Origin of the sequence: Aquabacterium soli, assembly GCF_003933735.1 — a bacterium.
Lineage (GTDB): Bacteria > Pseudomonadota > Gammaproteobacteria > Burkholderiales > Burkholderiaceae_C > Aquabacterium > Aquabacterium soli.
Genome location: NZ_RSED01000007.1, coordinates 81218 through 95955 on the forward strand (window position 1 = coordinate 81218; position 14738 = coordinate 95955).

General features: G+C 68.4%; 11 protein-coding genes. 10 read left to right on the plus strand and 1 reads right to left on the minus strand.

Features of this window, described 5'->3' with window-relative positions:
- Positions 1-170: 170 nt before the first annotated feature.
- A complete protein-coding gene (gene budC / locus EIP75_RS10410; RefSeq protein WP_125243208.1) occupies positions 171-932 on the minus strand; it encodes a meso-2,3-butanediol dehydrogenase in 762 nt (253 codons plus the stop codon).
- 256 nt (positions 933-1188) lie between these two features.
- On the opposite strand from budC, the gene EIP75_RS10415 reads away from it, so the two are divergent.
- The 10 genes from EIP75_RS10415 to EIP75_RS10460 all read left to right on the plus strand — a co-directional run bounded on the left by EIP75_RS10415 (position 1189) and on the right by EIP75_RS10460 (position 14729).
- Complete coding sequence (locus tag EIP75_RS10415; RefSeq protein ID WP_233584797.1) at positions 1189-2406, plus strand: methyl-accepting chemotaxis protein; 1218 nt, start codon at positions 1189-1191, stop codon at positions 2404-2406.
- A 27-nt stretch (positions 2407-2433) separates the two neighbouring features.
- Positions 2434-2802: a response regulator gene (locus EIP75_RS10420; RefSeq protein WP_125243210.1), complete on the plus strand. Its 369-nt coding sequence runs from the start codon at positions 2434-2436 to the stop codon at positions 2800-2802.
- A complete protein-coding gene (locus EIP75_RS10425; RefSeq protein WP_125243211.1) occupies positions 2799-3107 on the plus strand; it encodes an STAS domain-containing protein in 309 nt (102 codons plus the stop codon). Before EIP75_RS10420 ends, EIP75_RS10425 begins: the two co-directional genes overlap by 4 nt.
- Positions 3104-5299, plus strand: coding sequence for a chemotaxis protein CheA (locus EIP75_RS10430; RefSeq protein WP_125243212.1), 2196 nt, complete (start codon positions 3104-3106; stop codon positions 5297-5299). Before EIP75_RS10425 ends, EIP75_RS10430 begins: the two co-directional genes overlap by 4 nt.
- Positions 5300-5368: 69 nt before the next feature.
- Positions 5369-7159 carry a methyl-accepting chemotaxis protein gene (locus EIP75_RS10435; RefSeq protein WP_125243213.1) on the plus strand — a complete coding sequence of 597 codons (1791 nt, stop codon included), beginning with the start codon at positions 5369-5371 and terminating at the stop codon, positions 7157-7159.
- A 12-nt stretch (positions 7160-7171) separates the two neighbouring features.
- Entirely contained in the window at positions 7172-7750 is a 579-nt protein-coding gene (locus tag EIP75_RS10440; protein WP_420797157.1) for a chemotaxis protein CheW, read from the plus strand.
- A 21-nt stretch (positions 7751-7771) separates the two neighbouring features.
- The gene (locus tag EIP75_RS10445) at positions 7772-8578 is read left to right on the plus strand and encodes a CheR family methyltransferase (protein ID WP_125243214.1); all 807 of its coding nucleotides are present in this window, start codon (positions 7772-7774) and stop codon (positions 8576-8578) included.
- Positions 8575-9120, plus strand: a complete 546-nt coding sequence (locus EIP75_RS10450) for a chemotaxis protein CheD (protein ID WP_125243215.1) — start codon at positions 8575-8577, stop codon at positions 9118-9120. Before EIP75_RS10445 ends, EIP75_RS10450 begins: the two co-directional genes overlap by 4 nt.
- The gene (locus EIP75_RS10455; RefSeq protein WP_199758554.1) at positions 9117-10190 is read left to right on the plus strand and encodes a protein-glutamate methylesterase/protein-glutamine glutaminase; all 1074 of its coding nucleotides are present in this window, start codon (positions 9117-9119) and stop codon (positions 10188-10190) included. The genes EIP75_RS10450 and EIP75_RS10455 overlap by 4 nt, the downstream gene beginning before the upstream one ends.
- A 105-nt stretch (positions 10191-10295) precedes the next feature.
- Positions 10296-14729 (plus strand): DEAD/DEAH box helicase, encoded by a 4434-nt coding sequence (locus tag EIP75_RS10460; RefSeq protein WP_125243216.1) that lies wholly within the window; start codon positions 10296-10298, stop codon positions 14727-14729.
- Positions 14730-14738: the final 9 nt, after the last annotated feature.

The window sequence follows — 14738 nt, forward strand, 5'->3', positions numbered from 1 at the left end:
CACAGGCGTCCGGGCTGGGCCTGAGCGATGGGTTGCACGGAGTGGCGTGTACGCCTGTGCAGCAATCCCAGTGGTATCGGACAACAGGGACCCGAATAAACCCTGAAAAAGAACATTTAAGCTTTTCAGGCTGTATCCAGACGTTTCCTGTCTGCCTCTACCATGTGCAATCACATGGCCGGCTGCCCATTGGAGGCCGTCACACCGCCATCGACGGGCAGGTTCACACCATTGACGAAGCGCGCATCGTCGCTGGCCAGAAAGGCCACCACCCCGGCGATGTCCGCTGGTTCGGCGTAGCGACGCAGCGGCAGGCGTTCCATGAAGCGAGACATCAGGGCCTTGTCATCCAGCATGTCCTCGGTCATGCCGGTGTGCGTGAGCGAAGGGCACACGGCGTTCACGCGCACGCCAGCCGGGCCGAAATCCAGGGCCAGCGATCGCGTCAGGTTGACCACCCCGCCCTTGGCGGCGTTGTAGGCGGCCATGTTCCAGTCGGCGCCCAGGCCAGAGACCGAGGCCGTGTTGATGATGCTGCCGCGGCTGTGCAGGAGGTGGGGCAGGGCGGCCTTGCAGCCATACAGCACGCCGCTGAGGTCGGTGTTCAAGGTGGCGTGCCAGTCGTCCAGCCTCAACTCGAGTGCATTACCCGACGGGGCGATGCCGGCGTTGTTGACCAGCACGTCAAGCCGTCCGAACCGATCGATGGCGACCTGTACCAGCGCCTGCACCTCGTCGTAGCGGGACACGTCGCACACGTGCACCAGGGTGCGGTCGGGGGGCAACTGGGCCGCCACCTGTTCGAGCTTGTCCAGCGTGCGGCCCGCCAGCACCACCAGGGCGCCTTCCTGCGAGAAGCGTTCGGCCACGCCCCGACCGATGCCGGAGCCCGCGCCAGTGACGAGGACGGTCTTGCCGATGAAGCGCTGCATGGATCTCTCCTGACGGCATAAGCCTGTGGACAAAGGGATCCCCGACGAGCAAACTGCATTCCCAGCGTGCCGTGTGCAAGGCCTAAGGCCCTGCACACGGCAGGGCGGTTCAAGTGTGCGCATGCTGAACCTGTCGTGAACTCGCAAGTGCAGCTGTCAGGCGCTTGTGCTTCGTGGCATCGGAGCCTCTCCGTTGCGTCACGAAGGCCCCGGCAAGCGGGGTGAAAGGCTTGCATGTCCAATGTGGAGTGTTGCCTTGAATCGCCTGACCGACCGCAGTCGATGGCCTGCGCTGTATCCCTTGCTGATCGCCCTGTGTGGTGGCCTGGCCCTGCTGTGGGGCACTCATGGCCATTGGGCCGCCTGGCCGGTGGCGATGGCGCTGCTGGGCGCCGGGGCCCTGGCCAGCCGCCACACCGCGCAGCGCCTGCGCGAACGCACGGGGGGGCTGGCCGAATACATGGAAACGCGCCAGCGCTTCAGTGAGGCAGTGGCGCCCGTATGGACCGGCCAGATCGAGGTGTCGCGCCAGCAGATGGAGTCGGCGATTTCTTCGCTGTCGCAGCGCTTCTCGGGCATCGTCGACAAGCTGGACCACGCGGTACGCACCACCAGCACCACCACGGCGTCCATCGATGACAGGGAGCAGGGGCTGCTGGCGGTGTTCGCGCGCAGCGAGCAGGAGCTGGGCGTGGTCGTGTCCAACCTGGAGGCGGCCATGAACAGCAAGACCGAGATGCTGCACAAGGTCCAGAACCTCAACCAGTTCGTTCAAGAGCTGCAGCAGATGGCCACCGATGTGGCCAGCATCGCCTGGCAGACCAACCTGCTGGCCATCAACGCCGCGATCGAAGCCGCGCATGCGGGCGAGAACGGACGGGGCTTCGGCGTGCTGGCGCAGGAGGTGCGCAAGCTCTCCTCGCTGTCGGGCGACACGGGCCGGCGCATCACCGAAAAGGTGGGGCTGATCAATGCTGCCATTGCCGAGACGCGCCAGGCGGCCGAGGCCACGGCGGCCGAAGAAGGCCAGGCCATGGCCCATTCGCAGGGCAGCATCGCCAATGTGCTGGGCGAGTTGCGCGCCGTGACCACCTCACTGGCCGCGTCCACCGGTGTGCTGCGCGAGGGCAGCGAGGACATCAAGGCCGAGATCTCCGAGGCGCTGGTTCAGCTGCAGTTCCAGGACCGTGTCAGCCAGATCATGAGCCATGTGCAGCACAACATCGAGCGCCTGCCCGCCGTGCTCGACGAGAACCGCCGGCAGGCCGAGGCCGCCGGGCAGCTGTTGCCGCTGGATGCGGCGGCATTGCTCAACGAACTGGAGCAGACCTACGCAATGAAGGAAGAGCGCGCTATCCACCGGGCGGCCCCCGCCTTGGCGGTGGTGGCGGGTGGCAAGCCGGCTGCGCCGCCGGCCATTGAGGCCCCCAAGGCGGCTGCGCCTTCCAGCGATGACGAAGTCACCTTCTTCTGAACCCACAACACTCAAGGAGATGAAGCCATGGCCAAGACCATCATGATCGTCGACGACTCGTCTTCGCTGCGGGTCATCGTGGGCATCGCGCTCAAGGGGGCGGGCTATGAGGTGCTCGAAGGCAGTGACGGCAAGGATGCGCTGTCCAAGCTGACGGGCCAAAAGGTGCATCTGATCGTGAGCGACGTGAACATGCCCAACATGGACGGCATCAGCTTTGTGCGGGCCGTCAAGCAACTGCCGGCATACAAGTTCACGCCCATCGTGATGCTGACCACCGAATCGCAGGATGCCAAGAAGAAGGAAGGCCAGGAGGCCGGGGCCAAGGCCTGGGTGCTCAAGCCTTTCAAGCCGGAGCAGCTGCTGGCCGTCGTCCAGAAGCTGGTGTTGCCATGAGCGGGGCCGGAGCCACAGGTCGCCTTGCCATCGAAGGCGAGATGACGATCTACCGTGCCGCGGAACTCAAGGACGTCCTGCTGACGGCCTTGCGGGCACCACGCCCGCTGGAGATCGACCTGGCCGAGGTCACCGACATCGACAGCGCCGGGGTGCAGCTGTTGATGATGGCCAAGCAGGCCGCCCGCGCACAGGGCACCGAGCTGCGGCTGGTGCGGCACAGCCCCGCGGTGCTCGACGTCTTCGAGCTGCTGGACCTGGCGGGGCACTTCGGTGATCCCTTGCTGGAAGGAGCCCTTCGATGAACATTGACCAGGTGCTGCATGCCTTCATCACCGAGAGCCGCGAACTGCTGGAGTCGATGGAGACGGCCCTGCTCGGCCTGGACGAGGCCGATGGCGAGACGCGCGCCGAGTACATCAACGCCATCTTCCGAGCGGCGCACACCATCAAGGGCTCGGCGGGGCTGTTCGGGCTGGACCGCATCGTGCGCTTCACGCATGTGGTCGAAAGCGTGCTGGACCGGGTGCGCGACGGCGGTGTGGCTGTAGACGGCCCCTTGATCGAACTGATGCTGGCCTGCCGCGACCACATCGGCTCGCTGGTGGACGCGGCTGAAGCCGCCATGGGTGATCCGGACGAGGCCGCAGCGCAGGGGGGTGATCCACTGGTGGTGCGCCTGGGCACCTACCTGGAAGCCCGCCCCGGCACGGAGCATGGGGACGCGTCCACCAACCGAGCTTTGGCGGCGCCCGGGAACGCGGTGGGCGAGCATTTCGAGCGAGTGGACCGCGGCGGGGCCTCGGCCGACCACTGGCACCTCTCGCTGCGCTTCGGCCCCGATGTGCTGCGCAACGGCATGGACCCGCTGTCCTTCCTGCGCTACCTGGGCACCTTGGGCCGCATCGTCGGCATCGTGACCTTGCACGATGCCCTGCCGCCTGCGGCCGAGATGGACCCGGAATCCTGCTACCTGGGCTTCGAGATCGCCTTCCAGAGCGAGGCCAGCAAGGCCCAGATCGAAGGCGCCTTCGAGTTCGTGCTCGACGATTGCCAATTGCGCATCCTGCCGCCGCACAGCCTGGCGACCGAGTACGTGGCGATGATCCAGGAGTTGCCGGAAGACATGTCCCGCCTGGGCGAGATCCTGCTGCGCTGCGGCACGCTGACGCAGCACGAACTCGACGCCGCCCTGGCCCTGCAGGCGAAAGCCGAGCCGGAAGCACGGCGCATCGGCGAGATCCTGGTGGAGCAAGGTCAAGTGCAGCCGGCCGTGGTGGCCGCCGCGCTGAGCAAGCAGAAGCAGGCCAAGGACGGCCGTGCCCAGGAGACCCAGTCCATCCGTGTGGACGCTGACAAGCTCGACAGGCTGATCGACCTGGTGGGCGAGCTGATCATCGCCTCGGCCGGTGCCAGCCTGGTGGCGCGCGCCAGCCGCGTGCCCACGCTCGATGAGGCGCATTCGGTGCTGTCCAACCTGGTCGAAGAGGTGCGCGACAGTGCTTTGCAGCTGCGCATGGTGAAGATCGGCGCCACCTTCGGCCGCTTCCAGCGGGTGGTGCACGACGTGGCGCGCGAGCTGGGCAAGGACATTGCCCTGGCCGTCAGCGGCGAAGACACCGAGCTGGACAAGACCGTGGTCGAGAAGATCGGCGACCCGCTGACCCACCTGGTGCGCAACGCGATGGACCACGGCATCGAGCCTGTCGAGGTGCGTCTGGCGCGCGGCAAGCCGGCGCGGGGTACCGTTCGCCTGAACGCCTTCCACGATTCGGGAAGCATCGTGATCGAGGTGGGCGACGATGGCGGCGGGCTCAAGCGCGAGCGCATCCTGGCCAAGGCCGTGGAGCGCGGCCTGGTCGAGCCGGGCAAGGTGCTCAGCGACAGCGAGATCTTCGGGCTGATCTTCGAGCCGGGGTTCTCCACCGCCGAGCAGGTGACCAACCTCTCCGGGCGCGGCGTGGGCATGGACGTGGTCAAGCGCAACATCACCGCGCTGCGCGGCAGCGTCTACATCGACAGCGCCGAAGGTGTGGGCACCACCGTGACGGTGCGCCTGCCCCTGACGCTGGCCATCATCAATGGCTTCCAGGTAGGCGTGGGACCTTCGGTGTTCGTGGTGCCGATGGAGATGGTGGAGGAGTGCATCGCCTTCTCTGCCGAAGAAGGGCACGACTACACCAACCTGCGCGGCCAGGTGCTGCCCTTCGTGCGCCTGCGTCAGCTGTTCGGCATCGACGGGCCGGTGCCGCCGCGCCAGAACATCGTGGTGGTGCGCCATGCGGGCCAGCGCGCCGGCCTGGTGGTGGACACGCTGCTGGGTGAGTTCCAGACCGTGATCAAACCGCTGAGCCGCCTGTTCGTCCAGGTACGGGGCATCAGCGGTTCGAGCATCCGGGGAAGCGGCGATGTGGCGCTGATCCTGGACGTGCCGGCGCTGCTGCGGCACATGCAGACAGCCGTGGGCATCGAAGGGCCGCCCCTCGTGCCCTCATAAGACAGGCCTCGCCTGTTTGTCGCCCTGTTCCGAATCATCAAGCAAGAGAGGTTCCGCATGTTCAACAACATGAAAGTCGCCACCCGCCTGGCTTTGGGCTTCGGCCTTGTGATCGCGCTGCTGCTGATCATGGCCGTTCTCAATGTGTCGCGCCTGTCCGCCATCAATGACTCGTCCACCGAGATCATGGAAAACCGCTATCCCAAGGTCGAGATGGCCACGCAGGTGGCGAAGAACGCCCTGAAGAACGGCAATCTTCTCCGCAGTTTCCTGCTGAGCACCGATGAGGCCGAGCAGAACACGCTGCGCCAGCATGTGGAGACCACGCGCTCCGAAAACGGCGAGCTGCTCAAGAAACTCGAGGCGGTGCTGACCACACCGGACGCCAAGCTGTTGCTCAAGGAACTGACCGACCGGCGTGCCGCGCTGAGCACGAAGTACAACCGACTCTACGATTTGGCACGCACCGAACGTGCCCAGGCCGTCCAGTTCATGGCCAGCGACTTTGCCCCGGCCAACGAGGCCTATGTCGAGGCGGCCGACACCCTGGTGGCCTATCAAGTCAAGCAGATGAACCAGGCCAACGACGATGCGGATGCGCTGTACACCCAGACGCGGGCCTTGGTGATCGGTCTTTCGATCGCGGCCATCGTGGTGGCGGTCGGCGTGGGTTTCCTGATCGCTCGGGGCCTGCTGCGCCTGCTGGGCGGCGAGCCGGCTTACGCGGCCGAGGTGCTGCGGCAGGTGGCCGTGGGCGATTTCACCGTGCAGGTGGCGGTGCGCCCCGGGGACAACCACAGCATGCTCTACACCGTGAAAGAGATGGTGGGCTCGGCCGGCGACAGCATCAACGACGTGGTGCGTGTGATGAGCGCCGTGGCCGAGGGCGATCTGACGCAGACCATCACCAAGACCTACCAGGGCTCGTTCGCCGAGATGAAGGAGTACGTCAACAACACCGTGCTCAAGCTCTCTCAGGTGGTCTCCGAGGTCAACAGCAGCGCCGAATCACTGGCGGGTGCGTCTGAAGAAGTCAGTGCCACGGCGCAATCGCTCTCGCAGGCGTCCAGCGAACAGGCGGCCGGGGTGGAGGAGACCAGTGCTTCCATCGAGCAGATGACGGCCTCCATCGCGCAGAACACCGAGAACGCCAAGGTGACGGACGGCATGGCCACGAAGGCCGCCGCCGAAGCTTCCGAAGGGGGCGATGCGGTCAAGGCCACGGTGGTGGCGATGAAGCAGATCGCCCAGAAGATCGGCATCATCGACGACATCGCTTACCAGACCAACCTGCTGGCGCTCAACGCTGCCATCGAGGCGGCACGGGCCGGCGAGCACGGCAAGGGCTTTGCGGTGGTGGCGGCCGAGGTGCGCAAGCTGGCCGAGCGCAGCCAGGTGGCCGCGCAGGAGATCGGCGATGTGGCCGGCTCCAGCGTGGAGCTGGCCGAGCGCGCGGGCAAGCTGCTCGACGAGATGGTGCCCAACATCCGCAAGACCTCCGACCTGGTGCAGGAGATCACGGCCGCGTCTGAAGAGCAATCGTCCGGCGTCAGCCAGATCAACGCCGCCGTGAGCCAGCTCAGCCAGACCACGCAGCAGAACGCATCGAGCTCGGAGCAGCTGGCCGCCACGGCCGAAGAGATGAGCGGGCAGGCCGAGCAACTGCAGGAGTCGATGGCCTTCTTCAAGCTGGCCCACGGCCATGCGCCCGTCGCGCGGCATGTGCCCGCGGTGGGTACGGCGGCGCGCAAGCCACCGCGCGGCCGGCCGCCGGCCCGCAAGGCCAGCACCGCGCAAGCGGCCGACCTGGCCCTCGCCACGGCCGATGGCCCTGACGAGACCCACTTCGCCAAGTTCTGAGGAGGCGTGGCCGTGAACACCTCCACACACACTCCGTCGCCATCCGGCGCCGTGGCGCCGCTGTCGCGCGCTGCGGCCCGCCCGGTGTCCAGCGAGCCGGCGCAGTACCTGACCTTCATGCTGGGCGGTGAGACCTTCGCCATCGGCATCCTGGCCATCAAGGAGATCATCGAATACCAGAGCCTCACGGCGGTGCCGATGATGCCCGAGTGCGTGCGCGGCGTGATCAACCTGCGCGGGGCCGTGGTGCCCGTGATGGACCTGCAGGCGCGCTTCGGGCGGCCTTCGTCGCCGATCACCAAGCGCACCTGCATCGTCATCGTCGAGGTGCGGGCGCAGACTGAGGATGGCCCGGAGGGCCAGGTCATCGGCGTGCTGGTGGACGCGGTCAACGAAGTGATCGACATCGCCCCGGGCGAGGTGGAGCCGCCGCCTGCTTTTGGCGCACGCATCCGTACCGATTTCATGCAGGGCATGGGCAAGGTCAAGGGCAAGTTCGTGATCCTGCTGGATGTGGACCAGGTGTTCTCGCTGGACGACATCGCCCAACTGGCCGCGCTGGCGCCGGAAGCACAGGCGGCCATGGAGTGAGCGCGGCGAGCGCGGCAGGGCATGCACCACACGATCACCGACCAGGAGTTCGGCTGGTTCCAGCGCTTCATCTTCGAGGCAGCGGGCATCAGCATGGGCGATACCAAGAAGGCGCTGGTGTCCGGGCGCCTGGCCAAGCGGCTGGCCGCCCTGCGCCTGGACAGCTTCACCGCCTACTTCAGGCTGCTCGACAGCGGCCAGCGGCCCGAGGAGGTACAGGCCGCCATCGACCTGCTGACCACCAACGAGACCTACTTCTTCCGCGAGGCCAAGCACTTCGAGCTGCTGCGCCGGTTGGCCCTGGAGGCGGCGCAGCGTCCCCACCAGGCCATGCGGGTGTGGAGCGCGGCCAGCTCCAGCGGCGAAGAGGCCTACAGCATCGCCATGGTGCTGGCCGATTGCCTGCCGCAGGCGCCCTGGGAGGTGCTGGGCACCGACATCAGCTCGCGCATGCTGCACAAGGCGCGCACCGGCCACTTCCCGATGGAGCGGGCCCGGCACATTCCGCAGAACTACCTCAAGCGTTTCTGCCTGCGGGGCTTCGGAGAGCAGCAGGGCACCATGCTGGTGGACCGTTCGCTGCGCGCCCGCGTGCAGTTCCGCCACGCCAACCTCAACGAGGCGCTGCCCGCGCTGGGACAGTTCGATGTGATCTTCCTGCGCAACGTGATGATCTACTTCAACGCCGAGACCAAGCGCCGCGTGGTGGCCCGCCTGCTGGCCCACCTCAAGCCGGGCGGCCACTTCCTGATCGGGCATTCCGAGAGCCTCAACGACATCACCCAGGCCCTGGTGCCGGTGGCGCCGTCCATCTACCGCAAGCCATGAGAGCCGCTCATCTGCACGGACACACCCGAGGGGGGAAGCCCCCCGGGCCGACCGACCTGGTGCTGCAACCCGGTGAGTACGCGGTGGCGGACCACCATCACCGCATCCTCACGCTGCTGGGCTCGTGCGTGTCCATCACCTTGTGGCACCCGGGCCGGCGCATCGGAGCGATGTCGCATTTCCTGGTGCCCAGCCGATCCGCGCGGGAGCCGGTCACCCAAGCGATGGCACTGGATGCTCATTACGGCGACGAAGCCCTGGCCCTGATGCTGCGTGGCCTGGCACGGCGAGGTGTGTCTCCGCAAGCCTGTGAGGCCAAGATCTTCGGTGGCGGCGACATGTTCCCCACCGTGCCGGCCCAAGGGCCCAGCGTTGGCCGCCGCAATGGCGAGGCGGCCCGCTGCCTGCTGCAGGCGCATGGCATCCCGGTGCGCTCCGAGAGCCTGTTCGGCACTGGCCATCGCAAGATCATCTTCGATGTCGCCAGCGGTCATGTCTGGTCGCATCAGGCCCGGCGGGCCGGGATGGGAGGCGCCGCGTGAAGCCCATCCAGGTCATGGTGGTGGATGATTCGGCCGTGGTTCGACAGGTGCTCGCGGCCTTGCTCAACGAGGCGCCGGGCATCGAGGTGCTGCATGCCGTCGCCGACCCCTTGCTGGCCATCGAGCGCCTGCGCGTGCAGTGGCCCGATGTGATCGTGCTGGACGTGGAGATGCCGCGCATGGACGGCATCACCTTCCTGCGCAAGATCATGAGCGAGCGGCCCACGCCGGTGGTGATCTGCTCGACGCTGACGGCCAAGGGCGCGCAGACCACGGCCGAGGCGCTGGCGGCCGGCGCCGTGTCCATCGTGACCAAGCCCAAGCTGGGGCTCAAGCAGTTCCTGCAGGATGCCAGTGATGACTTGGTGGCCGCGGTGCGCGCTGCGGCCAAGGCCAACGTGAAGCGGTTGGTGCAGCGCGAGCCCGCGCAGGCACCGCCGGCCAAGCTCACCGCCGACGCGGTGATCGCCCCAGGGGGGCGCGCCATGGCACAGACCACCGAGCGCGTGGTGGCCATCGGCACCTCCACCGGCGGCACACAGGCGCTGGAAGAGGTGCTCACCAGCCTGTCTCGGGTCAGCCCCGGCATCGTCATCGTGCAGCACATGCCGGAGAAGTTCACAGCGGCTTTCGCAGCCCGGCTGGATTCGCTGTGCGAGATCGAGGTGCGCGAGGCTCGCCACAACGACCGTGTGGTGCCCGGCCGCGCGCTGATCGCGCCGGGCGGGCGGCACATGCTGCTGCGCCGCAGCGGCGCGCAATACCACGTGGAGGTGGTGGAAGGCCCGCTGGTCAACCGCCACCGCCCCTCGGTGGACGTGCTGTTCCGTTCGGTGGCCAAGAGCGCCGGGGCCAACGCCCTGGGCATCATCATGACGGGCATGGGCGATGACGGCGCCGCCGGCCTGCTGGAAATGCGCCAAGCCGGTGCCCACACCCTGGCCCAGGACGAGCGAAGCTGCGTGGTCTACGGCATGCCCAAGGAGGCCGTCAAGCGCGGTGGGGTAGAGCGCAGCGTGCCGCTGCAGGGCATCGGGGCGGAGATCATGCGGCAGATGGCGATGGGGTGATGGCCCCGGGCTGACGGATGGTGCATGGCTGTGAGACAGTGCTCCCTTGGGGTGCTTGAAGCCTGGGCAAGCGCCCTCAGCTGTGTTCCAGCCCCAGGCGTGTCCATGCCGCTGTCCACTTTCCACCCCGTCGTTGCCACCTGGTTCGCCAGTGCCTTTCCTGCGCCCACCGAGGCGCAGGCCTTGGCGTGGCCGGCCATCGCCGCAGGCCGTCACACGCTGGTCGCCGCGCCCACGGGTTCGGGCAAGACCCTGACCGCCTTCATGGCCGCGATCGACAGCCTGGTGCGCCAGGGCCTTGAAGAAGGTGGCCTGCCCGACGAGACCCAGGTGATCTACGTGTCGCCGCTCAAGGCGCTGTCCAACGACATCCACGTGAACCTGGACGCGCCGCTGGCCGGCATCCGTGCCGCGCTGGCTGCGCACGGCCTGCCCGATGTGGCGTTGCGCGCCGCCGTGCGCACCGGCGACACGCCGCAAGCCGAGCGCGACCGCCTGCGCCGCAAGCCGCCGCACATCCTGGTGACCACGCCCGAATCGCTCTACGTGCTGCTGGGCTCGGTGTCCGGGCGGCGCATGCTGGGCACGGCGCGCACCGTCATCGTCGACGAGATCCACGCCGTGGCCGCCAGCAAGCGCGGCAGCCACCTGGCCTTGTCATTGGCGCGGCTCGATGCACTGTGCGGCCGGCCGCTGGTGCGCGTGGGCCTGTCGGCCACGCAAAAGCCCATCGACGAGGTGGCGCGCTTCCTGGTCGGCGCGGGCAGGGTGTCGCCCGAGGGCACGCCCGATTGCAGCATCATCGACATCGGCCATGCCAAGCCACGTGACCTGGCGCTGGAGCTGCCGCCCGTGCCGCTGTCGGCCGTGATGAGCAATGACCAGTGGGAGATGGTCTACGACCGACTGGCCGAGCTGGTGGTGCAGCACCGCACCACGCTGGTCTTCGTCAACACCCGGCGCATGGCCGAGCGCGCTGCGCGCCACCTGGGTGAGCGCCTGGGCAAGGAGGCCGTGGCCGCGCACCATGGCAGCCTGGCCCGTGAGCTGCGGCTGGAGGCCGAGCAGCGCCTGAAAGGCGGCCACCTGCAGGTGCTGGTGGCCACGGCCTCGCTGGAGCTGGGCATCGACATCGGCGATGTGGACCTGGTCTGCCAACTGGGCTCACCCCGTTCCATCGCGGGCTTCCTGCAGCGGGTGGGGCGCTCGGGCCACGCGGTGGGCGGCGTTCCCAAGGGGCGGTTGTTCCCGCAATCGCGCGACGACCTGCTCGAATGCGCGGCCCTGCTGGACAGCGTGCGCCGCGGCGAGCTCGACCGCCTGCGCCTGCCGCCTGCCCCGCTGGATGTGCTGGCCCAGCAGATCGTGGCCGAGGTCACCTGCCAGGATTGGGATGAAGATGCGCTGTACGCGCTGGTGCGCCAGGCCTGGCCCTATGCCTCGCTGGCCCGGGCGTCGTTCGACGAGGTCGTGCGCATGCTGGCCGAGGGCTTCACCACCCGACATGGCACGCGAGCGGCCTATGTGCACCGCGACGCCGTGAACCGCCGCCTGCACGGCCGAACCGGCGGGCGCATGACGGCGGTGATGTCCGGCGGCACCATCCCCGACCTGGCCGATTACAGCGTGATCCTGGAGCCGCAGGCCCACACCATCGGCACCGTGCACGAGGACTTCGCAGTCGAAAGCCTGGCCGGCGACGTGTTCCAGCTGGGCAATGCCAGCTACCGCATCCTGAAGATCGAGCCGGGGCGCGTGCGCGTGGCCGATGCGCAGGGCGCACCGCCCAGCATCCCGTTCTGGCTGGGCGAGGCGCCGGGCCGCAGCGACGAGCTGTCGCAGGCGGTGTCGCGCCTGCGTGCGCAGGTGGCCGAGCGCTTCGAGGCCGACACCGGCACCACCGCCGCGCCGCGCGCGCAGCATTGGCTGGCGCAGGATCTGCAGCTGGGCGATTCGGCCGCCGCGCAGATCGTCGACTACCTGGTGCGCACGCGCGCCGCGCTGGGCACCGTGCCCACGCAGGAGCACCTTGTGATCGAGCGCTTCTTCGATGAATCGGGCGGCACGCAACTGGTCATCCACTCGCCCTATGGCAGCCGGCTCAACCGCGCGTGGGGCCTGGCGCTGCGCAAGCGCTTTTGCCGCCAGTTCAACTTCGAGCTGCAGGCGGCGGCCACGGAAGATGCCATCGTGCTGTCGCTGTCGAGCAGCCACAGCTTCCCGCTGATCGACGTGGCACGCTACCTGCACAGCAACACCGCGCTCGATGTGCTGGTGCAGGCCCTGCTCGACGCACCGCTGTTCGGCGTGCGCTGGCGCTGGAACGCCACCACCGCGTTGGCGCTGCCGCGCTTCAGCGGTGGCCGCAAGGTGGCGCCGCAACTGCAGCGCATGCGCAGCGAAGACCTGCTGGCCGCCGTCTTCCCGGACCAGGTGGCCTGCGCCGAGAACATCGTGGGCGAGCGCGAAGTGCCCGAGCACCCCCTGGTGGCGCAGACGCTGCACGACTGCCTGCATGAGGCCATGGACGCGGAGGGGTGGCTGGCCCTGCTGCGCGGGCTGGAGTCGGGCCGCATCGCCATCGACGCGCGTGAGACCACGGCCCCGTCGCCGCTGGCCGCCGAGGTGCTCAATGCGCGCCCTTATGCCTTCCTGGACGACGCGCCGCTGGAAGAGCGCCGCACACAGGCCGTGATGGCACGCCGCCTGACCGACCCCGACCACCCCGATGACCTGGGCCGGCTCGACCCCGCCGCCATCGACGATGTGCGCGACCAGGCCTGGCCCCAGGCGCGCGATGTGGACGAGATGCACGATGCCCTGATGGGCCTGGGCCTCATCACGGCCGATGATGTGCGGGCCCGGCCGGCTTGGCTGCCCTTGCTGCAGGCCCTGGCGGCCGACCGGCGTGCCACGCAACTGGTGGTCACAGGCCTCCTGCCTGCCGACCTTGACCTTGCCTTGCCGCCCGTGGATGCTGCCGATGCACGTTGGGTGGCGGCCGAACGCCTGCCCCAGGCGATGGTGCTGTTTCCATTGGCGGCACGTCAGCCGGCCATTGAGGCCCCACCCGATTTTGCCGAGCGCCTTTGGAGCCCCGATGAGGCGCTGGTCGAGATGGTGCGTGCACGGCTGTCCGGGCTGGGGCCCGTGTCCGTCGATACGCTGGTGAGCGACCTGCACCAGCCGGCGCCCGACATCGCCGTGGCCCTCAGCCGGCTTGAGGCCGAAGGCGTGGCCATGCGAGGCCGCTTCACGCCCCAGGCGTCCGAACTTGGTGCCCCGGAAGAATGGTGCGAACGCCACCTGCTGGCCCGCATCCACCGCTACACCATCGCCCGCCTGCGCCGCGAGATAGAGCCGGTGGAGCCGCGCGATTTCATGCGCTTCCTGTTCGATTGGCAGCGTGTGGACGAGGACACCCGCATGCAGGGCGACGAGGCGCTGCCCGCCATCATCGAACTGCTGGAAGGGTTCGAGGCACCGGCCGGTGCCTGGGAGGCCGAGCTGCTGCCGGCACGCCTGGCCGACTATGGCCCCGCCTGGCTGGACCAGCTGTGCACCGGCGGCAAGGTGGCCTGGACGCGGCTGCGTGGGCACACCCACAGCGTGGCCAGCGAGCAGGGCGGTGCCGTGGCCACGACCTTGCGCGCCACGCCCATCGTGCTGCTGCCGCGCCGTGTGCTGGGCCTGTGGCGCGGCCTGCCGCCGCAGCGGGCCGATGACGACGAGGCCCTGTTGTCACCCAAGGCACGCCGCGTGGCTGCACTGCTCGAGGCGGATGGCGCTTCCTTTTTCGATGAGCTGGCTGCTGGTGCCCACCTGCTGCGCAGCGAACTGGAAGACGCGCTGACCGAACTGGTGGCACGTGGCCGTGCCCATTGCGACAGTTTCGCGGGCTTGCGCGCCCTGTTGCTGCCTTCGTCGAAGCGGCCCTCCGCGCACGGATCGCGTCGCGGTCGCCGAGCCTCCGTGTTCGGGCTGGAAGATGCCGGGCGCTGGGCACTGGTGCGCCGGCCCGCCTTGCCTGCCGAGGCATCGGCCCCAGCGGGCAGGAACGCGCCTGCGCGCGCCGCGTCGCCGCTGGACCCGGCTTCGGTGGAGCATGTCGCCCGCGTGCTGCTGCGCCGCTACGGCATGGTCTGCTGGCACCTGCTCGAACGCGAAGCGGCCTGGCTGCCCCCCTGGCGTGAGCTGCTGCGCGTCTACCAGCGCCTGGAGGCTCGCGGCGAGATCAGGGGGGGCCGTTTCGTGGCCGGCCTGAGCGGTGAGCAGTTCGCCCTGCCCGAGGCCATCGGCCTGATGCGCTCAGTACGCCGCCGCCCGCACGATGGCCGGCTGGTGCGCGTGTCGGCGCTGGACCCCTTGAACCTGTCCGGCACCTTGCTGCCCGGCGCCAAGGTGCCCCGCCTGGCAGGCGCCCGCCTGGTGTTCGAAGATGGCGTGGCAGTGGCCAGCCTGGTGGCCGGCGAGGTGAACCTGTTGCAGCCGGGCATGGCGGTGGACCGCATCTCGCGCGTGCGCCAGGCCTTGATCTGAGCCCCGCGA